18 protein-coding genes are annotated in these 22,719 nt (G+C 59.2%); 11 read left to right on the top strand and 7 right to left on the bottom strand.

Annotated features, from left to right (window positions below; genetic code table 11):
• On the bottom strand, positions 1-861 hold the full coding sequence (locus AABC73_RS19485) for a MurR/RpiR family transcriptional regulator (RefSeq protein WP_331150061.1): 861 nt from the start codon (positions 859-861) through the stop codon (positions 1-3).
• Complete coding sequence (locus AABC73_RS19480) at positions 862-2,211, bottom strand: gluconate:H+ symporter (RefSeq protein ID WP_341520551.1); 1,350 nt, start codon at positions 2,209-2,211, stop codon at positions 862-864. It lies immediately after the preceding gene.
• Positions 2,212-2,239: 28 nt separating this feature from the next.
• On the opposite strand from AABC73_RS19480, the gene AABC73_RS19475 reads away from it, so the two are divergent.
• A complete protein-coding gene (locus tag AABC73_RS19475) occupies positions 2,240-2,437 on the top strand; it encodes a hypothetical protein (protein ID WP_341520550.1) in 198 nt (65 codons plus the stop codon).
• A 248-nt stretch (positions 2,438-2,685) separates the two neighbouring features.
• Here the strand turns inward: AABC73_RS19475 and AABC73_RS19470 are convergent, their stop codons facing one another.
• Positions 2,686-3,666, bottom strand: coding sequence for a GlxA family transcriptional regulator (locus AABC73_RS19470; RefSeq protein ID WP_341520549.1), 981 nt, complete (start codon positions 3,664-3,666; stop codon positions 2,686-2,688).
• 131 nt (positions 3,667-3,797) lie between these two features.
• Between AABC73_RS19470 and AABC73_RS19465 the strand changes: the two genes are divergently transcribed.
• Positions 3,798-4,478, top strand: coding sequence for a DJ-1/PfpI family protein (locus AABC73_RS19465; protein WP_341520548.1), 681 nt, complete (start codon positions 3,798-3,800; stop codon positions 4,476-4,478).
• On the opposite strand, the gene AABC73_RS19460 is transcribed toward AABC73_RS19465, so the two are convergent.
• Entirely contained in the window at positions 4,475-5,110 is a 636-nt protein-coding gene (locus AABC73_RS19460; RefSeq protein WP_341520547.1) for a TetR/AcrR family transcriptional regulator, read from the bottom strand. The genes AABC73_RS19465 and AABC73_RS19460 overlap by 4 nt on opposite strands.
• A gap of 179 nt (positions 5,111-5,289) precedes the next feature.
• Here AABC73_RS19460 and AABC73_RS19455 point away from each other — a divergent pair, with 179 nt between their 5' ends.
• A complete protein-coding gene (locus AABC73_RS19455; RefSeq protein ID WP_341520546.1) occupies positions 5,290-6,390 on the top strand; it encodes an MBL fold metallo-hydrolase in 1,101 nt (366 codons plus the stop codon).
• 66 nt (positions 6,391-6,456) lie between these two features.
• A complete protein-coding gene (locus AABC73_RS19450) occupies positions 6,457-7,395 on the top strand; it encodes a LysR family transcriptional regulator (protein ID WP_341520545.1) in 939 nt (312 codons plus the stop codon).
• Positions 7,396-7,405: 10 nt separating this feature from the next.
• On the opposite strand, the gene AABC73_RS19445 is transcribed toward AABC73_RS19450, so the two are convergent.
• Entirely contained in the window at positions 7,406-7,555 is a 150-nt protein-coding gene (locus tag AABC73_RS19445) for a hypothetical protein (RefSeq protein ID WP_341520544.1), read from the bottom strand.
• A gap of 204 nt (positions 7,556-7,759) precedes the next feature.
• Here AABC73_RS19445 and AABC73_RS19440 point away from each other — a divergent pair, with 204 nt between their 5' ends.
• The 5 genes from AABC73_RS19440 to AABC73_RS19420 are packed head-to-tail and all read left to right on the top strand — an operon-like array spanning position 7,760 to position 15,923.
• Positions 7,760-9,868 carry a type VI secretion system tip protein VgrG gene (locus AABC73_RS19440; protein WP_341520543.1) on the top strand — a complete coding sequence of 703 codons (2,109 nt, stop codon included), beginning with the start codon at positions 7,760-7,762 and terminating at the stop codon, positions 9,866-9,868.
• Complete coding sequence (locus AABC73_RS19435) at positions 9,865-10,464, top strand: DUF4123 domain-containing protein (RefSeq protein WP_341520542.1); 600 nt, start codon at positions 9,865-9,867, stop codon at positions 10,462-10,464. The genes AABC73_RS19440 and AABC73_RS19435 overlap by 4 nt, the downstream gene beginning before the upstream one ends.
• Before the next feature lies 1 nt (position 10,465).
• Positions 10,466-14,188, top strand: a complete 3,723-nt coding sequence (locus AABC73_RS19430) for a hypothetical protein (protein ID WP_341520541.1) — start codon at positions 10,466-10,468, stop codon at positions 14,186-14,188.
• Positions 14,185-15,255 carry a hypothetical protein gene (locus AABC73_RS19425; RefSeq protein ID WP_341520540.1) on the top strand — a complete coding sequence of 357 codons (1,071 nt, stop codon included), beginning with the start codon at positions 14,185-14,187 and terminating at the stop codon, positions 15,253-15,255. The genes AABC73_RS19430 and AABC73_RS19425 overlap by 4 nt, the downstream gene beginning before the upstream one ends.
• 5 nt (positions 15,256-15,260) lie before the next feature.
• Positions 15,261-15,923: a hypothetical protein gene (locus AABC73_RS19420; RefSeq protein ID WP_341520539.1), complete on the top strand. Its 663-nt coding sequence runs from the start codon at positions 15,261-15,263 to the stop codon at positions 15,921-15,923.
• Between the two features lie 51 nt (positions 15,924-15,974).
• Here the strand turns inward: AABC73_RS19420 and AABC73_RS19415 are convergent, their stop codons facing one another.
• Both AABC73_RS19415 and AABC73_RS19410 read right to left on the bottom strand, forming a co-directional pair.
• On the bottom strand, positions 15,975-16,652 hold the full coding sequence (locus AABC73_RS19415; protein ID WP_020294152.1) for a response regulator: 678 nt from the start codon (positions 16,650-16,652) through the stop codon (positions 15,975-15,977).
• Positions 16,627-20,028, bottom strand: a complete 3,402-nt coding sequence (locus AABC73_RS19410; protein WP_341520538.1) for an ATP-binding protein — start codon at positions 20,026-20,028, stop codon at positions 16,627-16,629. The genes AABC73_RS19415 and AABC73_RS19410 overlap by 26 nt, the downstream gene beginning before the upstream one ends.
• A gap of 359 nt (positions 20,029-20,387) precedes the next feature.
• Between AABC73_RS19410 and urtA the strand changes: the two genes are divergently transcribed.
• Both urtA and urtB read left to right on the top strand, forming a co-directional pair.
• Complete coding sequence (urtA, locus tag AABC73_RS19405; protein WP_341520537.1) at positions 20,388-21,632, top strand: urea ABC transporter substrate-binding protein; 1,245 nt, start codon at positions 20,388-20,390, stop codon at positions 21,630-21,632.
• Between the two features lie 158 nt (positions 21,633-21,790).
• A complete protein-coding gene (urtB, locus tag AABC73_RS19400; RefSeq protein WP_065834456.1) occupies positions 21,791-22,708 on the top strand; it encodes an urea ABC transporter permease subunit UrtB in 918 nt (305 codons plus the stop codon).
• Positions 22,709-22,719: the final 11 nt, after the last annotated feature.

Raw genomic sequence — 22,719 nt, 5'->3', positions numbered from 1 at the left:
TCAGTCTCCAAGCGGCAAGCCATCTTCGCCGCCGCGGTAGTCATCGAGGGCGAGCTTGATCCGCCGCAGGCGTTCCTGATTTTCTTCAGGGGCGACCAGGGCCAGTTCAGTGGCCAGCACGTCGATGGTCAGCAGCATGCCGTAGCGCGCTGCCGTGGGTTTGTAGATGAAATTGGTTTCGGCGATTTGCAGGGGCAGCAGCACGTCGGCGAGCTGCGCCAAAGGCGAATCGGGCAAGGTAATCGCCAGAATTTTCGTGCCATAGCTGCGCGCCAGCTTCACGGCTTCCAGCAGTTCCGGAGTGCGACCGCTCAGCGAGCAGGCAATCAGACTCTGTTCGGCGCCCAGCGTGGCGGCGATCAAACGCATCATCACCGGATCACGACAGGCGGCGATGGGATAGCCGAGGCGTACCAGTCGGGTTTGCAGTTCTTCGCTGCACAGGCTGGAGCAGCCGCCCATGCCAAACGCGTGGATCATTCGCGCGCCGCTCAACAGGCCAACGGCCGCTGCGAAGCGCGCTTCGTCGAAACCCGCCAGGTGTTGGCGCAACGTCGATTCAATGTCGCTGACGATCTGGCTGAAAAAGGCCGATTGCTCGGGTGCGCGTTCCGGGTTCAGAAACCGGCTGCCAACCCCGGTGGCCTGAGCCAGTTGCAGGCGCAGGTCGCGCAAATCACGGCAACCCACGCTGCGGGCGAACCGCGACAACGTAGCGCTGCTGACTTCGGCCTGCGCCGCCAGTTCTTCCAGGCTGGCACTGGCGGCGAAGGCCACATCGCTGAGAATCAGTTTGGCGATGCGTCCTTCACCGGCGCTGAATGAATCCTGGCGCGCGCGGATCTGGTAAAGAATGTCCACTCAGAGTACCTGCGCCAGAACCAGGGTGAAGGCGAACGCGATCACGGAAATCAGCGTCTCCAGCACCGTCCAGGTCTTGAAGGTTTGCGCCACGGTCATGTTGAAATACTCCTTGATAAGCCAGAAACCACCGTCGTTGACGTGGGAAAAAATCACCGAGCCTGCGCCGGTGGCCAACACCAGCAGTTCCGGGTGCGGATAACCAAGCCCCAGCGCAACGGGGGCGACAATACCTGATGCGGTGGTCATTGCCACCGTTGCCGAGCCGGTGGCGATGCGCATCAAGGCCGCAAACAGCCAGCCCATGAGCAGCGGCGACAGATGGAAATCCTGAGCCAGGCCAACGATTTCGTTGGTCACACCACTGTCGACCAGAATCCGGTTCAAACCGCCACCCGCGCCGACCAACAGCGTAATGCTCGCGGTGGGGGCCAGGCATTCATTAGTGAATTTCAGGATCGAGTCGCGGCTGAAACCCTGAGCGATACCCAGCGTCCAGAAGCTCAGCAATGTCGCCAGCAGCAGGGCGATCACCGAGTTGCCGACGAACAGCAGGAAGCTGTTGAAGGCGCTGCCCGGCGTGCTGATCAGGTTGGCCCAACCGCCCAGCAACATCAACACCACCGGCAGCAGAATCGTGGTCATGGTCAGGCCGAAGCTGGGCAGTTTCGCGCGCGGTTCGCGGTCCAGAAACTGCTTGGCCAGCGGATTATCGTCGGCCAGCTGGATACGCGGCACGATGAATTTGGCGTAGAGCGGCCCGGCGATAATCGCCGTCGGAATGCCGACCAGAATCGCGTAGAACAGCGTTTGCCCCACTGACGCCTGATACGCCAGCACCGCCAGCATCGCGGCGGGATGCGGCGGCACCAAGGCGTGCACCACCGACAAACCGGCCACCATCGGCAAGCCGACCATCAGAATCGACACCCCGACGCGACGCGCCACGGTGAAGGCAATCGGCACCAACAGCACGAAGCCGACTTCGAAGAATAGCGGCAGGCCGACCAGGAATGCGATGCAAACCATCGCCCAGTGGGCATTGCGCTCGCCGAAGCGGTCGATCAGCGTGCGCGCCACCTGCTCGGCACCGCCTGATTCGGCCATCATCTTGCCAAGCATGGTGCCCAACGCCACCACCAGCGCGATGTGCCCAAGGGTTTTGCCGACGCCGCCTTCATAGGCCGAGACCACGCCGGTGGCCGGCATACCGGCGACCAGCGCCAGGCCAATGGATATAAGCGTGATGACAATGAATGGATTAAGACGATAACGCGCGATCAGGACAATCAGGGCGATGATCGCGACAGCAGCGTAAATCAGCAGCGACAGGCCAGAAGAGGGCGGCATACAGCGGTTCCTTGCTCAAGAGGGAGGTTTGAAAAACGCAACTCAGTGGGCGTTAACCCATCAAGGCAGCGGCGTTCCAGAAGATCTCGGCAGAGGTATCGCTAAAGGCTCGCAGGACGGAGCAAAGGTGCAGCAGATGGTGCGATCACAGGTAATCATTATTGTTATCTCTGTTTTCGTTATGAAATTAATTTACACGAAAACTGAAATAAATATCAATAAATGAAAATTAATTTCCTTGAGGCGATGTCAAATCTGCGGGAGCGAACTTGTGTGGGAGATTCTACGTTTGAGGGCCACCCACAGGTGCTGCAGATGTGGCGTCTGCACCGACGCCTTCCCGGATAAAACCGGTCCCACGGGATGACCGCATTCCACCTGTGGGAGCGAGCTTGCTCGCGAAGCTTCTGAAACGAGGCCTCGCCAACAAGTTGGCTCCTACAGCGAGGCGTTGATGCCTACGTACATCCAGCTTCAAACCCTGCTGAACCGCTCGCGATAAGCCTGCGGCGTCACCGCCAGCGCTCGTAGCAGGCTGCGGCGCAGGGTTTCTTCTGTGCCAAAGCCGCAGCGCACGGCGATACGCTTGACGGGCATTGTGCTGTCCGCCAGCAGGCGACGCGCCGCTTCGACACGCAGCTGTTCGACGGCCTTGGCGGGAGTGCTGCCGGTCTGGGCGCGATAGTGGCGGACGAAACTGCGCTCACTCATTCCCGCCTGCGCCGCCAGCGTCGACACTGAAAGGTCGCCGGCCAGATGCTCGTTGACCCAGGCGTGCAGGCTGGCGAACCGTGTATCGCCGCCGCTGGTCTGCAAGGAAAGTGCGTTGCTGAACTGCGATTGGCCGCCCGGACGCTTGAGAAACACCACCAGGTCCCGAGCGACCGCCAGCGCCATGGCATGACCGAGATCTGCTTCCACCAGCGCCAAGGCCAGGTCAATCCCGGCGGTCACCCCGGCAGATGTCCAGAAGTGCTGGTCATTGAGGAAAATCGGATCAGGATCGACCCGCAGGGCCGGAAAACGCCGCGCCAGTTCTTCGCAACTATTCCAGTGAGTGACCACCGCACGACCGTCCAGCAGCCCGGTTGCCGCCAGCAGGAAAGCACCGGTACACACCGATGCCACGCGCCGCGCGCTTTGCGCACGAATTCGCAGCCATTGCACCAGCTGCGGATCGGTTGCGGCCACATGCACGCCGCGACCACCGGCGACGATCAGGGTATGGGTGGGCTCGTCGGCATCCGGCAACGGCCAGGTTTGCAGGCCCAGACCAGCGGAAGACTCTACGCCGTGTTGTGCGACGGCAATCACCTTCAGCCCATAGGCGGGCGGCATGCCTTGCTGAGCCGCCTGGAGATTGGCCGAGGCGAAGACTTGCAAGGGGCCGCAAACGTCCAGCAATTGCACGTTCGGGAACGCGAGGATGTGCACGGTCTTTGGCGAGTCGGTCATGCTGGCACTCATCGAAGAAAATCGGGAGAAAAATTGGCGTGATTGGTGGGTTGTATGGCGTACCCGCCAAATCCAGACGGGCTACTTTAGATGCGTCCACTTCTGATATCAATCTTGAAACGGAGCTACCCATGACCCTTCATATAGGTTTGCTGGTTTTCCCAAGCGTGCAGCAGCTGGACCTGACCGGCCCTTACGAAGTATTCGCGACGCTGCCCGATGTGCGCGTGCATTTGGTGTGGAAAAATCTCGACCCGCTGCTGTCCAGCACCGGCCTGGCGTTGCAACCGACGCAGACCTTTACCGACTGCCCCGCGCTGGATGTGCTGTGTATTCCCGGTGGCAAGGGCATCGATGTGTTGCTGGAAGACGCCGAGACCCTGGCGTTTATCAAGCGGCAGGGCGCGACCGTGAAATACCTGACCTCGGTATGTACCGGCGCGCTGGTGCTGGGGGCTGCGGGATTGTTGCAAGGCAAGCGCGCGACGACGCATTGGGCGTCACATGACTTGCTGGAGAAGTTTGGCGCCATTGCCGTGCATGAGCGAGTGGTGCGCGACGGCAACCTGATGACCGGAGGCGGCGTGACAGCCGGCATCGATTTCGCCCTGACCCTGGCCAGCGAGCTGTTCGATGAGCTGCATGCCCAGACGGTCCAGCTGCAACTTGAATATGCTCCCGCGCCGCCGTTCAACGCCGGTCATCCCGATACCGCGCCAGCTGAAGTGCTCGCCCTTGCGCGGGAGCGCGGCCAGCAAGCGATGGCCCAACGTCGCGCCATCGTCGAGCGGGTCGCAGAAGGTCAGGCTTAAGTCGGCGTAGCGGTGGCGTCGGCCGGGATTTCATACCAGCCGAGAAACAGATCCAAGGCTGATTCGATCACATCCCGTTGCTTGTCGGCGCTCAGTACGGGTTCGTTAAACGTGACCTGAGGCCAGAACGCAAAGGCCTTGAGCAGGGCATGCATCTGGTTGGCGGCAAAGGTCGGGTCGGCAGTTTTCACTCGGCCATCGGCCTGCGCGGCACGAATCCAGGCGCTGAAGGTTTCCTCACGCTCATCCAGACGCGCCAGCCAGGCCTGGGCGCGTTCCGGTGAATGAATGGTCGCGCCCAAGGCTACCCGGGCCAGATCCAGACAATTGCTGTCACTGAGGGTGCGCATTTTGCTCTGCAACATGGCGCGCAGCTGTTGGCGCAGGTCGACGCCGGACCGATACGCCGAGTCAGGCAGCTCGCCGATCCGGTGCCAGAGCCGCTGAAGGATTTCCGCGAATAACTCTTCCTTGCTGGGGAAGTGGTTGTATACCGTGCGTTTTGACACTTCTGCCCGCGCCGCAATGCGATCCATGCTGGTCACTTCGAAACCGTGCTCGCGAAACTCGGCAATGGCTGCCAGGACAATAGCTTCGCGTTTTCGGTCGGTGAGGCGCAGGGGAGCTGTCATAGGTCTCGCTTCAAACAGGCGTTTAGAGAAAATTACACTCAGCAGTTTACTTGTCATCTTGATTCATGCAAGCTTAAAACTACACCGTGTAGTGTAAAGCACTGTTACACATCGTTGTCACCGTCGCCAGTGTTTAATGGCTCGACAGGATTGACGAACTATCCAGGAGTCAGCAAATCATGGCCAAAACCAATCCGACCTCGCCAGCCCAAGCCTTGCCGACCTTGCAGAAGCATGAAGGCCGCTACCGCAACAAGGCGTCCATGACCCGCCTGGGGTTTTTTCGGACGCTGGGAGTGTTCTGGGATGCGGTGTTCAACAAGCCCAAATTCACACGCCCGGCCGGCGAAATTCCGGTCCAGCCGGTGTCGCGCCAGCAATTGCTTGCCGCGCCGGACAACAGTGTGTTTCGGCTGGGTCACTCCACGGTGCTGCTCAAATTGCACGGGGTGTTCTGGCTGACCGATCCGGTGTTCGCCGAACGCGCTTCGCCAGTGCAATGGGCCGGGCCGAAACGTTTTCATCGGCCACCGATCAGCCTTGAAGAATTACCGCCGCTCAAGGCGGTGATCCTTTCCCACAATCATTACGACCACCTGGACCACATGACCATCAAGGCATTGATGGCCAAGACCGAGCATTTCCTCACGCCGCTCGGCGTGGGCGATACCTTGATCGAGTGGGGCGTGCCTGCCGAGAAGGTGCGGCAACTGGATTGGTGGCAGTCGACAGAAGTGCACGGCATGCACTTCGTCGCGACCCCGGCGCAGCATTTTTCCGGACGTTCGTTGCGTGACGGCAATCGCACGATGTGGGCCTCATGGGTCATGCATGACGAGCGCCAGCGGATCTTTTTCAGCGGCGATACCGGCTACTTCGATGGCTTCAAGACCATTGGCGAGCAGTACGGACCATTCGATCTGACCCTGATGGAAACCGGCGCCTACAACGTCGATTGGCCCAACGTGCACATGCAGCCGGAAGAAACCCTCCAGGCGCATATCGACCTGCGGGGCAAATGGCTGTTGCCGATCCACAACGGCACGTTCGACCTGGCGATGCATGCCTGGCATGAACCGTTCGACCGAATTCTTGCCCTGGCGTGGGAGAAAAATGTCTCCATCACCACGCCGCAAATGGGGCAGCCGTTCTACATGGATTACCCGAACCGAGGGCACGCGTGGTGGCTGGGTGTAGAAGGGGTCAAAGAGGTAGCGGCCGCCCGGACCGGCGGCTTTCGGTGTGGGCGTCGACACGCCGAAGGTCTAGATGGAGCGTGATTGCACTTTGATGTTATTGTCTTCGGGCTGACCTGATTTCCCGGTCGCGGCGTCTGGAAGTAGTCCATGCACAACAACAATAATGTGCCGAAAAAGGTGGATATGCAGGATCTGACGGTTTTCGTTGCGATGTACGAGCAGCGCAACCTCACCCTGGTGGCGGACGTGCTGGATGTCAGCCAGGCTGCCGTCAGCAACAGCTTGAAAAAGCTGCGCACGCACTTTGACGACGAACTGTTCATCTGCACCCGCAATGGCATGCGCCCGACCCGCAAGGCCAGCGCCATGCATGGTCATGTGCTGCTGATCCTGCAGCGTTTCGAACTGTGCCAATCCGGCCTGGAACTGTTCGATCCGGCGAACCGTCAAACCATGTTCACCGTCTGTGCGCCAGAATTTTTCCAGTTGCTGGTGCTGCCCCATCTGATGCGCAGTTTCATTGCCTCTGGCTACGCGGTCACCGTCGAAGTCCGCACCCTTGAAAAAGAACTGCCGGTCGACGGTCTGCGGGACAACATTATTGATCTGGCGCTGTGTTTCAGTCCGGATTTCGAGCGTATTCCTACAGGGCTGATGTCCCAAGTCCTGCTGGAGGATGATCTGGTCTGCGTCATGGACCGCGAGTTCGCGCCAGCGACGGCCGCCATCGACGCCAAAACTTTTGCGGCGCGCCCCCACGTCTACCCCGTCACCTGGACTTCCGACACCAATCTGGTGGACGCCTGGCTGCAACGTCAGGATCTGCAGCGCCAGATCATGGCTCGCGCCAACAGCTACACCGCCGCCCTGCAAATGGTGGTCGACACCGATTTTGTGTTGACCATGCCCCGGCGTATCCAGACCCTGCTGGGTAATGAACCCTGGGTTGCAGTGTGCGAACTGCCCGCCGACTTGCCCGGTTTTACCCTGAACATGGTCTGGAGTGAACAGGCCACGCAGGATGAAGCCAACGCATGGTTCCGCGAACAGATCGTCAAGGTCTGCGCCGAGCAAGGCCTGCTTTGAACCCAAGGATTCAAGCGTCTTTCGGACGCTGCTTCGGATCCGGTGGCGTACCGGGACGCGGCTGCTCGCCCTGCTGATTAAGTTGCTTGTTGTCCTCGCCAACCTTGCCGGCATTTTCCGGTTTGTGGTCCAGGTCTTTGCGTTTCGATTCCTGAGTCATCTGGGCAGTCTCCGTTGCGATGGGGGTCAATACGTTGGGCAACGCGGCGGGGGTTTCGTTTGGGGAATGTTTGATCTCGGATTGGATAGGGCCAGATCGCATCCTCTTTAGGAAACATCCCACAACTAACGTCCCACGATTCCGACTTACACATTGGTTGTCGACGCGCAAAGTTCTGCCTTTCCCCAGGCCAAGGACTTGCCCATGCTCACCCCCGCCAACCAAGCCACGTTCACGCTGGATATCGCGGGGGTTGAGCATCAGCTTCGCGTCCTGAGTTTCACCGCTAAAGAGGCCGTCAGCCGGCCCTTCAGTGTGCGTATCGAGCTGGTCAGCGAACGGGCCAACCTCGCGCTTGAAGACCTGCTGCATCGGCAGGCGTTTCTGGCCTTTGACGCTGTGGGCAACGGGCTGCACGGGCAGATCGGCGAGATTGCCCAAGGCGATTCCGGCAAGCGTTTCACCCACTATTTCATCCGGCTGGTGCCGAATCTGCTGCGCCTGGAGCATCGGCACAATCACCGGATTTTCCAGAATAAGAGCGTGCCGGAAATCATCGCCCTGGTGCTCAAGGACCACGGCATTCTCGCCGATGAGTTTGCGTTCCGCCTGAGCAGCAAAAGCTGCCCGCCGCGCGACTACTGCACCCAGTACCACGAAACCGACCTGCATTTCCTACGTCGCCTGTGCGAAGAAGAGGGTTTGTCCTTCCACTTTGAGCACAGCCGCGATCGGCACCTGCTGATCTTCGCCGACGATCCTGTCGCACTGCCCAACCTGAAACATCCTACGGCCTACCTGCAAGGCAACGGGCTGGTGGCCCAAGCGCCGGTGATCAACGCCTTCAGCGTGCGCCTCGCCACCCGCACCGGCAAAGTCAGTCGCCAGACCTACGATTTCGAACAACCCGGGATCGACATGCTGGCCAGTGCGAAGCTGGCGGACGGGCGCGTGGACCTTGAGGATTATCGGTATCCGGCGCCGTTCAATGACCGGCAGATCGGCGCGCGTCAGGCGCAAACCGTGCTGGAACGGCATCGCAGCGACTATCAACTGGCCAGCGGCAAAAGCGATCAGCCGGCCCTGCTCAGCGGCCATCTGCTGACCCTCGCCGAGCATCCCCGTGAGGACTGGAATGCCCAGTGGCTGCTGGTTTCCGTGGTTCATGAAGGCAAACAGCCGCAGGTGCTGGAAGAATACAGCGACCGCGCCGCGCAGCCCGGCGAGTTCAGTCAGGGCTACCAAAACCGCTTCGAAGCGATCCCCGGCCTGACGCCGTTTCGCCCGCCACTGAAACATCCCAAACCGCGCATTCTTGGCAGCCAACACGCCATCGTCAGCGGCCCGCCGGGCGAAGAGATTCATTGCGATGCGTACGGTCGGGTCAAGGTCAAGTTCTACTGGGACCGCGAAGGTGTGCAAGACGAACACGCCAGTTGCTGGCTGCGGGTCGCCACCGGCTGGGCCCACGACCAATACGGCACGGCGATGATTCCTCGGGTCGGCATGGAAGTGGTGATCGGTTATTTCGAGGCCGATCCCGACCAGCCTTACGTGCAGGCCTGCCTGCCCAACGCCAGCACGCGCATCCCGCTGGACCTGCCCGCGCAGAAAACCCAGACTTTGCTCAAGACCCACAGTAGCCCCGGCGGCGGTGGTTATAACGAACTGAAAATCGAGGACCGCCAGGGCCAGGAAGAAATCGCCATCCGCGCGCAACGCGACTGGAAAGAACATGTGCTCAACGACCAGTCGATCCAGGTCGACAACCAGCGCAGCGTCCTGGTCACGGGGCTGTCCAGCCATGAACTGCAAGGCGAAGAACATCACCTGACCCTCGGACCGCGCAAGACACAGGTCTTGGCAGACGATTCCCTGACGGTGGTGGGCAATCAGCACATCAGCGCATCAAGTTATCTGGTCAGTGCAGCCGGGCAGGTGCATCTCAACTCGAAGCTGGACGTGGTTATTGATGCAGGCATGACTGCGACCATCAAAGCCGGCGGACAGTGGATCAATATCACACCCGTAGGGATTTTCAGTAGCGTGCCGATCTTCCTGGGTGGTGCGCCGATGCCGGGGCTGCCCGCAGTGCCTGGAATGCCGATGGCCGTTGCAAAACAGACTGCGCTCGCTGCGTCTGCTTCTTTGCCACCGGACAGCCAGGGTATCAGCGCGGCATTGCCTGCGGTGTTGGCGGGTGATGCGCCGATTGTCGAGCTATGCCAGAAGCCGCAAGGCAAGACGCCTATGGAATGTCCGTTGCCGGACTGCCCATGCGCGCAAGCACTGGGCGCGGGAGGCAAGCAATGAACGCGTGGTTGTTGCTGGAGCGCACCGAGCATCTGCTACCCAACCTTTATCGGCAGGTTGCGCTGCCTGACTTGACCCGGCTCTTCGACTCAACGCCATTGGCGGCCTATGACGAGCAGAGCCCTTTGCTGGTCAAGGACGACGGTTCGAAACTGTTCGCCGCGATCCAGCAAGCCCCCGAGCAATGGCCCGGCCTGATTCTGCGCAGCGAACATTCGACAACCGCAGTGCTGGCTCATTTACGGCAGATCCTGTTCCTCAATATCGACCAAAACCGCAAGGGCGTGCTGCGCTATTCGAACCCCACCACTGCGAGCTATTTCTTCCCCGCATGTACCGCCAGCGAACTGAAATTCTGGCTGGGACCGCTGACGCACCTGAGCTGGTATGGCGGTAGCTGGGCGGATAAAGCGACAGGGCAGATGAAGTGGCACGCGCTGGAAAACCTGGCGGCCAACGGGTGGCAGGCACTGGCTGTTGGTCATCAATCAGCGTTGAGCAGCGGCCAGCAGCAAGCGCTGGAACGCCAGCAGCAAGAGCGCTCCGTCTACCTGCAATCCCATCTCCAACAACCTTCGACCGGACAGGAGTCCTGACATGCCTAATCCCGTTGGCACCCTGAGCCGTGGCCCGTGCTGCGAAATCAACAAACTCATCGTTCAGGTGGTTGGCACGCATCATCCTTCGACCCAACGCCTGGCTTTCTACGAGAAAGACGCCAGCAAACGGCTGGATGCAGTTACCGCGCAAGACCGTCCCGAAATCGTCACCGCTTACATGTGCGCGCCCAGCGCCTTGCATGTCTGGGACTGGTCCGGCGAGCCCAAGCATCGCCTGATGCTGGAAATCGAGACCACACAGGGCAAGCCGATCCTGTTGCCGCTTCCGGAAACCCGCATTACGAAGAGGCAACTCGATCAACAGTGGAACCAGATCGTCCCGGTGCTGCCCTTTGTGGCCCTGCCCGGCGTCAACAGCGCTCACGATCATGGCACTCCCGTGTTGTGCCGCGCCGGGTTTATTTATGTCTTCGTCGACGGCAGGCTGTGGCGTGAACTGGAAGTCCGGATCAGCGACGAGCGCACCACCTATCACGATATCGAACTGGAGAAATTTCGCGAGGGTGAGGGATTCGGCGACGAAGCGCGCCTCGCTACCGGCAAGGCTTTGGACGACATCTGGTTACCATCCAACTGGAATGATCGACCGGTAGACGCGCAACTGTGTTTCAGCGAAGTGCAGCTGAGCGGGGCTCGATTGCAGCGTCTGGAAAGCGACTCGGCGTTGCGTCGTCAGCGCTGTCAAAGCCCGGACCTGCGGGTCTCGAAAGAACGCTCCAAAACGGTCTTTGCCAACCGACCGGATGGCGTGGCCATGCTGGACGCTTTCAGCAATTTTGATGTGCGTGACAAGGAGAATCAGGCTGCGGCCAGTAGAGCCCATATCACCTGGTTGAACCTCAATCGCGGCGCTTTTCCGCTGTCAGTCCCGGCCCCGCAACGCGCGCGCCAGACCGGTTTTGAGTGGATGATCGACCAGCCAGCGCGCTACCTGTGCGACCTGAGCGGAGAGTTTCTGGCAAATGCATTCAGCGCTGCCCGCAAACATGTGCGGCTATGTGAAGCGGGGACCGCGCCTTACGTGCCATTGCCGCTGGAAATCGGCGCCTGGGCACAATGCCTTGAGCACATCGTCGACCCGAATACCCAAGGCGATGCGGGCCTGTGGACGGCTCAACCGCCTGCGGCAGACGTGTTGCAAACGGCGCGATCCCGCGCGCTCTACGGCGTGATGCTGCTCGACACCCAGTACCGCCTGCGGCATCTGAGCACCCGGATTTATGACCAGCGTCACCTGCTGGAACTGTGCGGCGAGCGGGCGCAGCGCTATCCGCATCACGCCAGCGCCTTGCTGGTGCAACAACTGATTGTTCCGCAATCCATCGGCGGCAAGAAGAACCCGCTGCATCAGCAACTCGACATGCTCAAGGAAAAGAGCCGGCTGGATATCAACCGCTTCACCGCCAGCAGCGAACGCGCCCAGCTGTGGCGTCAGCAGGAAATGAGCCAATCGCTGCTCAGCGAGTGCCTGCAACAACGGCAGACTGAACAATGCCTCGCCGACCACCTGAGCCTCGATGGCTTCAAATACGCGGCGGCTTTTCATTTTGTCAGCCAACTGTTCGTCACCCTGGCGCTGGGCCCGTCGGGCTACGACCCGTTGGCCGCCAGCGGCGACATCACCGACGCCATGACCGGCCTCAGCCTCTACAGCCCCGACGCCAGCGTCGGCCAACAGTGGATCGCCCACGTCAGCAATGACCCGCAACATCCAATGCACCGCATGCTCTGGCCGGATGCCGGGCAACAGGATCTCGACGCGCCATATCAGGCACCCGCCAACCCGGAGGTCAATCAAGGCGACGGCACTTTTCGGGCGACGGAACTGGCCAGTACCGAACAGGACAGTGTTGCTCCCGCTGGTGCGTACTCGACGATCGATGCAATGTTTTTGGCGAGTTTGCTGAAAAGCGGGGGCCTCAATACTACCCTGACCCTTGAAGCGAAGGCCGGCGCGGCTGCGCTGGTCGCGATCAATGAAAACCTGCAAGGCGCCCTCGAAGCCGCCGAACGAGCGGTCCATGGCGCGCAACACATTGCACTGCAAGACCCTGCTGCCAAACGCTTTCGACTGAACGAAGCGGCGCATCGACGCAGCCTCGCCCAACTGCGCGGCATGTTGCCGCAAACCTTTGGCGACCTGCACTTCCTGTCTCACGCTGACGCCCGGAGAAAGGCCTATTACGTTTTCGGCCTGGACGACATGCCCGAGAACATCGGCCGCTCTGCACAGGCATACGGGGTTTATCGCAACCAGAATGGCGTCATGAAATCCCCCGCCGAGGATCACGGTTTTGCTCGGCCGCAGCCGGATCTGCCCCCAGAACGAATCGTGCTCGGCATCCCGCGCAACCACCGTACGGCCATGACAGTTAGCCGACTCAATCAACGGTTTAACGACGCTTGGCAACAAGACGTGGCCAAGCGCGCGGCGGACAAGGCAGACAAGCTGAGTGGGCTGGAGAGTGCGATCAAGCTGCGGGATTCGATGCGGGACAGTACGGCTTTTCGCGTGTTGGATTCGGTGATCGTGGCGGGTCTGATTGTGGGGTTGGAGATTTACAATCTGAGTAATGAGTTTGACGGATGGGAACAGACGGTTAGGGAGAAGGAGGGGCTTCGTGGCTTTGTCGGGGTTGCGGGCGCGGGACTTGATTTGGCTATCGCATTCGAGGCGCTGACTGTGAAGCTGGCTGGTAGTAATTCTGTCTTGGCAGCTGGACGCAAAACTGTGCTTACCATTCCGGAAGCATTCGCGGAGCGGCTTCTGGGTCCCTTAAGCGAGTATCTAGTTAAGGAGTACAGCGCTCGCTTGTTCAGCCAGATTGGAGCAGGTTTGCTTTTTACCGGGATCAGTATTTACGACGCGTGGCATTCCTACAGGTGGGGTGATGATGCCTATATAGGCCAACTAGTCATGGCTTCCGGCGGGTTGACGGCGGCTTTGGGTAGTGTTGTCGCTGGGGGCAGCACCTTCCTTGGTTTGAGTCCTATGGGTTGGGCTGCGCTGTTATTGATTGCCACTGGCGCAGGATTGTCGTACTGGCTGAGCAGCAAGCCCATCGACGACTGGCTAAAAAAAGGGCCCTTTGGCGACGATCAGCATAATGTCGCGCCACACCTGCAAGACCCTCAGAATGCCTTCTACTATCTGGTCAGTCTGTTCGCCGATATCCGAATCAGTATCGACCGCAACCCTGAATACGTTGCTGACGGCCTGCTGGATTTTCGCGCCACGGTACCTTTTCCGGTGCGCAGCGCCAATACGCGAATTCGTATTGAAAGTAATTTGAGCGGGTTATTGAATGGACCGGGCGAGTTCGGGACTCAGGCTTTCCTCAATCTGAAAAGCTTTGAAGTCTTTTTCGATCAATACAGCGACCGCAGCAAGACCAGCAGCTCGCAGATAGCTGTAACGCCAGTTGCCTATCGGCTATTGCCGGGCGCCCTGGAGCTGTTCGTCAAAACACCTTTCTCCTATAAGGCGGAACCTGCGCAAAACTTGCCCGAGGTCTATCACGTATGGCGCGTGCGCGCTCAATTGTCGCTCAATGACGGGCAGCGTACCTGGGTCTTTCCGGCGCCACCGCCCAAAGATCCAACCCCCTTCGGGTCGACTTACGCCAGACCCGATTTTGAAGTTACCAAACGGCTGTTCTGGGCCGACGAAACCGAGAATCGGGCGAAGACCGCGAAATGAGTACCCAGAAGACGCCTTACTATGCAGATACCGCTTATCGTTCAGACGGCATTCCTAAGCAACAAGCTTCAACGGAGCGGTCATGGCTCAGGCGTTTTAGCAAAAAGCGCTTACCGTGGGGGCGGGCGCTGAGCCTTGCACCGGACGCATTTATGCGACGGCGCTCGCCGAACAACCTACGTTTTCGTGAAGATATGCGTAAAGAACGCCAAGAGAAAATTGCGGCCGGTACTTACGTTCCTGCGCCTTACGAACATGTAGATTTTCATGATCGGCACGACCATGAGCGGTTCAGGTTTTCGCTCTGGTCTTCACGCTCCCAATTTTGGTCGTACTTGTATATTTTTGGGAAAGGGTGGTCTCTGATATTTACTCCCATATACATTCTTACTGCGCTTGCATTAGCAGCAAAGTCTCGCGAGCCTTATTTCGAGGCATTATGGGGTTTGTTCGATGAAACGTTTTACGTGACGATGCTTCCGTTATATGTAGCATGGGCCGCAGCCTCATTAATCTTGAGGAAATTCCCCAAGCTCTGGGTAAAACCCTCCCGAGGCCCCATCTGGGAGCTAAACCGCCGCACCGGTCTGGTCACGCTATTCGATTACAACAATAACGGCGAATACAAAAAGAACGGCACTATTGGCGAAATTACTGCGCCGTTTTACGAGTTCGATGCTTATCTGGAGTCGGGGCCGGATCGGCAGGGTTCGATGAATCATGTGTTGTGCATCGCCCACCGTTATAGGGACATCGTGATCAATTTCTCGTCGTTGGTGAACCTGGATAACCGCTGGCAAATGCCCTGCGCTTTGTGGGATTTCCTGCAGAACTACATGGACACCAGCCGCCCGCTGCCGGATTTGCCGCGCTATGAAGAGTTTCGCCACCTGGACCCGACCACCGCCGCCCACGACCTGAAAACCGGCCGCAACCCGCGCTTCTGGATCGACATGGACGATGAAACCTACAAGCAGCAGCTAATCCAGCTGCTAGAAAATATCGACAACATCGACACCTTCAAACGCCCGAACCTGATGGCGCGGCATGTTCGGTATGTGGACTAAGTCTTATGAGTTTAAAAAATCTTCGCCTTGGTGAACGTTGGGAACGCCTTGAAAATGTAGAGAGGACGCTATGGATATTTTTGCTATTCACAACTTTTTGCGTTGCCACCTTCTGGGTTGTATCAGAGCCTATACGTGATCCTGATGTTTGCACTTATAGAGTCGCACGGCGGCGCGGTGCTTGCGCACCTGTCGGGATGCTTCTTGCGTCACTGGCCGCTTTCGCGTTCGGTTTTGCTGCGTTAAAACCCGTGATTGATCTTTTCTATGTATTTTGCCAGCCACTCCAATCGCGCGCTTTCAGCCCAACCTTACGCGTATTTTTATCGCTTAAGCGGATGCGTCTGGAAAGGGTTTTCAAAAGCGATGCATTCGAGCTGAGCTTAACAACGCTGGACGATAATCATAATCCATATCAACCCTTCACCTTTAAAATAAACGGTATACAAAAATTCAACTTCTACAACCGTGACAACGAACCCGTTTCAGCAGACTGTATTTTCCGGGGCGGTGCGCTTCTGGAATTTAGTCGGGTGAAGGATTCTGCCGAGCTTGATTGCGCCAGAGTCATGGTAAGCAGCCAATATCAAGGCGCTTTCTATTATGGTCAGCTAGAACTGGAAGCGGAGAGTTACGAAATTCGGGCGTTACCTAAAACGCGAGTTTAAATGTATGGCCTACAAACAATAAAAGCCGGGCTACCGAACAGTAGCCTACTTTCAAACCCTATCCGTCATCGCCGCCAACGCCACCGATGTCGCCGCCGTTCTCGTCTCGACCCCAAGCTTTATATAAATATGCTCCAGGTGTTTGTTCACGGTGCGGGGGCTGAGTTGGAGGATGTCGCCGATGTCTTTGTTGGTTTTGCCGCAGGCGACCCAGCGCAGTACTTCGATTTCGCGTTCGGTGAGTTGGAAGCGGCTGGAGAGTTTGCCGTAGGCGGGTTTGTCGTTGAAGCCCAGGCTGGCGGATTGTGAGGCGTTGCGTGCCGATTGCAGGATGCGGGCGGTGCGCAGGTGGGAGGCGACGCGGGCCAGGACTTCGTTGCAGATGATGGGTTTGGTCACGTAGTCGATGGCACCGGCTTCGAAGCCTTTGACCACGTGTTCGCTGTCGGTCAGGGCGGTCATGAACAGCACCGGGATGTTGGCGGTGTCGGGCTGGGCTTTGATGCGTCGGCAGGTTTCGAAGCCGTCGAGGCCGGGCATCATGGCGTCGAGCAGGATCAGGTCCGGGCGGCGACGCTGGATGCGGTTCAGGGCGCTGGTGCCGTCCAGTGCGACGAGGACCATGTAGCCAGCTTCATCAAGCGCGTCGGAGAGCAAAGCCAGATTGTCCGGCGTGTCGTCGACAATCAGGATCACACCGTTTTCAGCGGGTTGAGTCAGGGCGTTCATTGAGGGCCTCCTTGAGTTGCAGGCTGAGTTCATCGAGTCGGAAGCCTTTGGCGAGCATCCGCAGGTCGGCGACAAAGCTGGCGCTGTGCTGGCTGTCACGTTCGATGGCGTCGAGTTTGGCTTGAATGCCGCGCACATAACCCAAGCCACAGAGTTCGTACAGATCTTCCAGATCCTGACGCGGCGGCAGCGTCCAGGGCAGTTTGATCAGTGGCGCGGGGCGCAGCCGGCGCAGCCAGTGCAGTTGCAGGTGATGCTGCATGCGGTCGAGCAGTTGCTGGATATGCACCGGTTTGGCCAGGTAATCGTTGCAGACCTCGGGAAGACTGCGCTCCTTGTCGTCGGCGAAGGGGTTGGCGTTGGCGGAAATAATGATGATCGGCGCCAGCGACAGCGCGTTGCGGCGGATCAGGCGGCTGGTTTCCCAGCCGTCCATGTCCGGCATCGACAGGTCCATGAGGATCAGATCCGGATGCAGCAATGACACCTGACGAATCGCTTCCTGGCCATTGGCCGCTTGGGCGACCTCAAAACCCAACGGTGTGAGCATGCCGCTGATGACCTTGCGATGTTCAATGTGGTCGTCCACCACCAGCACCAGTCGGCGTGGACCTTCGTAGCCCATCACATCGTGATCGACATGGATCACCGCCTTGGGCACACGCACTTCGGAGAGAAACAGCCGTACCTGAAAATGCGTGCCTTCGTCAGGCTGGCTGGTCACCGACAGCGCGCCGCCCATCAACGAGGTGAGCATGCGGGTGATGGTCAAACCCAGGCCGACGCCGTTGTCCTGGCGAACCAGTCCGCCGCGCTCGAACGGCTGGAAAATCCGTTCGATCTGTTGTGGGGCGATGCCGATGCCGGTGTCCACGATGTCGAAAATCGCGGTTTCCCGCCGATAGCTGACCCGTAGGCAGACTTCACCGCTGTCGGTGAAATTCACCGCGTTGCCCAGCAGGTTGATCAGGATTTGCCGTACGCGTTTCTCATCGCCGCGCACCACGGCGGGCATGCGGCCGACCACGTCCAGGCGAAAGCCCAGGCCTTTTTCCCGGGCGGTGGGGGCGAACATATGTTCGAGGTCGTGGAGGAATTCCTGAAAGAGGATTTCCGAAGGTTCCAGACGCAACTTGCCCGCTTCGATCTTGGCCACATCCAGCAGGCCGTCGATCAACGACAGCAGATGCGAGCTGCTGCGCAGAATGGTCGCCAACGGGTCTTGCTGGTGGGCGGGAGTTGCGGCGTCGCGTTGTAAAATCTGGGTGAAACCGAGAATACTGTTCAGCGGCGTACGCAACTCGTGGGACAGCCCGGTGACGTAGCGGCTCTTCGCCGCATTGGCAGCCTCGGAGGCTTCCTTGGCTTTTTGCAGGGCTTGGTCGGTCTTGTCGTGGGCGGCGATTTCCTGCATCAGCAATGAGGTCTGGCGATCCGACTCTTCCAGGGCGACGCGGCGGCTTTCCCGGGTCAGCACCACCCACCAGGCGAGGATTCCAGCGAACACGCACAGGGTGAAAAACGCCTTGAGGAACGCCAGGAAAAGCGTGTGATGCACCGTCGGAGACTGGTCGATCAGGCTGTGGGAAACCTGACCGTAAATCACCGCCAGCGCGCCGGATATCGTTAGCAACAACACCGTCAGCAAACCCAGATACTGGGCGAGTCGGGTGTGCAGGTAGTGCAGTGGTAATTTCGGCAACAGTCGGCTGATGGCGTCTTCAAACTGCATCGACAGGCGCGCGCGGCTTTTGCATTGGTCGGCGCAACGCGCGTCGAGGGAGCAGCACAGCGAACAGATCGGCGAGCTGTAGGCCGGGCAATACGCCATGTCCGGGGTTTCGAATTCATTACTGCACAGGCCGCAGCGCAGGCTGGTCTGCTGGCCGAGGGGAAACAGCTGCAACGGGTCGCTGGTGCGGGCGATGTAGTACTTGCCCTTGGTCCACCAGGCGATCAGCGGTGCGACGATCAGCGCGGTGGTCAGGGAAATCAGCGGCGGGGCGGTCTGCGCCAGGGCGCCGAATGCCCCGAAATGGGCACTGATCGACAGCAGCGAGGCAATCGACATAGCGCCGACGCCCACCGGATTGATGTCGTACAAGTGCGCGCGCTTGAATTCGATGTATTTGGGCGACAGGCCCAGCGGTTTGTTGATCACCAGATCGGCAACCAGCGTGCCGATCCAGGCGATGGCCACGTTGGCGTACAGACCGAGCACTTGTTCAATGGCGTCGAAGACCCCCAATTCCATGAGGATCAGGGCAATCGCCACGTTGAACACCAGCCACACGACACGTCCGGGATGGCTGTGTGTGACCCTGGCGAAGAAGTTCGACCAGGCCAGGGAACCGGCGTAAGCATTGGTCAGGTTGATCTTGATCTGGGAAATGATCACGAACAGCACCATGGCCGCCAGCGCCCATTCCGGCGAGCTGAACACATAGCGAAACGCGACCAGATACATCTGCGTCGGCTCGGCGGCGCGTTCGATGGGCACTTCGTGTTGCAGGGCGAGAAACGCCAGGAACGCGCCCGCCATGATCTTGATCGCGCCGGGAATGATCCAGCCCGGCCCGGCCATGAGCAGCGCGGCCCACCAGCGCTTGCGGTTTTTGCGGGTTTTCTCCGGCAGGAAGCGCAGGTAGTCCACCTGTTCGCCAATCTGTGTCACTAACGACAGCGCCACGCTGAACGCTGCACCAAAAAACAGCAGATTGAAGGTGCCGCCTTCGCCTTCACGCCCGGCAAAACTGGTCAGGTCGGAGAGCGCTTCGGGGTTTTTCCAGATCACGAAGATGTAGGGCACCAGCAACAAGGTCAGCCACAACGGTTGCGACCACATCTGGAGACGGCTGATCAGGGTGATGCCGTAGGCCACCAGCGGGATGACGATGATCGAGCAAATCACATAGGCCATGGCTAGTGGAATGTGGAAATACAGCTCGATGGCCAAGGCCATGATTGCCGCTTCGAGGGCGAAAAACAGGAAGGTGAAACTGGCGTAGATCAGCGAAGTAATGGTCGAACCGATGTAGCCAAAGCCCGCGCCACGGGTCAGCAAGTCCATGTCCACGCCGTAGCGGGCCGCGTAGTAGCTGATCGGCAGGCCGGTGAGGAAAATCACCAGCGCCGTGGCGAGGATCGCCCACAAGGTGTTGGTGAAGCCGTAACTCATGACCAGCGCGCCGCCGATGGCTTCCAGCGCCAGAAACGAAACTGCACCGACAGCGGTGTTGGCGATGCGGAATTCCGACCACTTGCGAAAGGATTTCGGCGTGAAGCGTAAGGCGTAGTCCTCCATGGTCTCGTCGGCGACCAGACTGTTGTAATCGCGGCGCACCTTGACGATGCGTTGAGAGCCGGAGGGTCGCACGGCGGATTCCTGAGAAGGATGTTTAGGGTTATGGAGTTGGCGACAGCAACTTCCGTGCCTGGGGGATGCCTTTTGATCACCGCGACCGTGGGAGCGAGCTTGCTCGCGAAGAGGTCAGTACATCAGGCGCATCTTCCCGGTTTGAGACACTGTCTTCGCGAGCAAGCTCGCTCCCACGGGTTGGGTGTCTAGGCGCGCAATCATCCTCGCTTTGCCCCTATCCGGCCCTACGTCAAATGACGTAGCCCGGTACGTCATGGTGCGTATACCGGCTTTTGTCCCGCGACTTCATGCTTGCTCCAACCTCGCCACGACGCCTTTACCGGATCTCGGCGAACCACCAGCACAGGAGCGGGAACATGGATTCACGACTGACAGGCGCCAAACGTTTTTTGCCGCGTCGATTGGCGTTGGGCGCAGCTGCGCTCTCGCTGATTGCGGCAGGTGTATTTGGCCAGGTGGCTTGGGCCGATGACGCCAACACCACCGGACTTGCCGTTACCGCGACTGAAGTAACCGTGGGCCAACTGCATTCGGCGACCGGCACCATGGCGATTTCCGAGACCGGTTCGATCCAGGCCGAGCGTCTGGCCATCGATCAGATCAACGCTTCGGGTGGCATCCTCGGTCGGCAGATCAAAGTCGTACAGGAAGACGGCGCGTCGGACTGGCCAACCTTTGCCGAGAAAGCCAAGAAGCTGCTGGTCGGCGACAAGGTAGCGGCGGTGTTCGGTTGCTGGACGTCGGCATCGCGCAAAGCGGTGTTGCCAGTGTTCGAGAAAGAAAACGGCCTGCTGTATTACCCGACGTTTTATGAAGGCCTGGAACAGTCGAAAAACGTGATCTACACCGGCCAGGAAGCTACGCAGCAAATTCTCGCCAGCCTGGACTGGATCGCCAAGACCAAAGGCGCCAAGACCTTTTACCTGATCGGCTCGGATTACATCTGGCCGCGCACCTCGATGAAAATTGCCCGCAAGCACATTGAAAACGTGCTGCACGGCACCGTGGTTGGCGAGGATTACTACCCGCTGGGCAACACCCAGTTCGGCTCGCTGATCAACAAGGTCAAGCTGAAAAAACCTGATGTGGTGTTCGCTGCGGTCGTCGGCGGTTCCAACGTTGCCTTCTACAAACAGCTCAAGGCGGCAGGCGTTGACTCCACCAAGCAGACCTTGCTGACGCTGTCGGTCACCGAAGACGAACTGCTGGGTATCGGCGGCGAAAACATGAAGGGCTTCTTCGCGTCGATGAAGTACTTCCAGAGCCTGGACAACCCCAACAACAAAGCCTTCGTCGACAGCTTCAAGGCCAAGTACGGCAAGGATTCGGTGATGGGCGACGTGACTCAGGCCGCTTACCTGGGCCCGTGGTTGTGGAAAGCCGCCGTTGAGAAAGCCGGCAGCTTCGACGTCGACAAGGTGGTCGCTGCATCCCCTGGCATCGAGCTGAAAACCGCACCTGAAGGCTACGTGAAAATCCACGAAAACCATCACCTGTGGAGCAAGACGCGCATTGGCGAAGTTCAGGCCGACGGCCAGTTCAAAGTCATCTACGAGTCGGAGCTGATCGAGCCGAATCCGTTTCCTAAAGGCTATCAGTAACAGCGCAGCCTCGCGGGACGTTGTAGGACCGGCTTTAGCCGGGAGGGCGTCAGTTCACTCACCGCAAATCATGTGCTGTTTCGCAAATAGCCCTCCCGGCTAAAGCCGGTCCTACGACGCTGCCACAACCGCACTTTTCCACCTCGGAGACCATCATCATGGAATGGCTATCGGAATTTGGTGCCATCGCGGCGATGCAGGGGTTCAACGGGCTTTCCGTGTTCTGCGTCCTGCTGCTGATGGCCCTGGGGCTGGCGATCATTTTTGGCCAGATGGGCGTTATCAACATGGCCCATGGCGAATTTCTCACCATCGGCGCTTACACCACTTACGTCATGTCCAGCCTGACGCTGCAGTACATGCCGTCCATGCAGCCTTATTACTTCTTCTTCGCCATCGCGTTGTCATTCGTGGTGGCCGGTGCGGTGGGTTGGGTCGTCGAGTCGGTGATGATCAGCCGCTTGTACCATCGTCCGCTGGATACGTTGCTCGCCACCTGGGGTTTGTCGCTGGTGATGCAGCAGGGCTTTCGGTCGATCTTCGGCGCTCGGGAAGTCAGCGCCACGCCGCCGGAATGGTTGATGGGTTCGGTGAGTCTGAGCGATGCCATCGAGATTCCGCGTAATGGCCTGTTCGTCATGGGCCTGACGGTTCTGCTGACGGCGACGATTTTCCTGATGCTGTATCGCACCCGTTGGGGCCTGCATGTTCGGGCCACGGTACAGAACCGCATCATGAGCCGCGCCGTGGGGATCAATACCCGCAAGGTCGACCGCATGACCTTCGCCCTGGGTTGCGGCGTGGCCGGGGTGGCCGGTGCCGCGTTCACCACCATCGGCTCCACCGGGCCCACCGCTGGTTCGCTGTACATCGTCGACACCTTTCTGGTGGTGGTGTTCGGCGGCGCGCAAAGCCTGTTCGGCACCATTGCCTCAGCATTTGCCATCGCTCAGACGCAGTCGATTTCCGAATTCTTCATGAGCGGTTCCATGGCCAAGGTGCTGACCCTGTCGGCGGTGATTCTGATTCTGTTGATGCGCCCGCAAGGGTTGTTTTCCAGCAAAGTACGTAAATAGAGGCGGCCCCA

This window comes from Pseudomonas sp. G.S.17 (assembly GCF_038096165.1).
In the GTDB taxonomy this organism is placed as follows: Bacteria; Pseudomonadota; Gammaproteobacteria; order Pseudomonadales; family Pseudomonadaceae; genus Aquipseudomonas.
The sequence above is the reverse complement of the archived record's forward strand: the minus strand, read 5'-3'. Positions and strand labels throughout refer to the sequence as shown.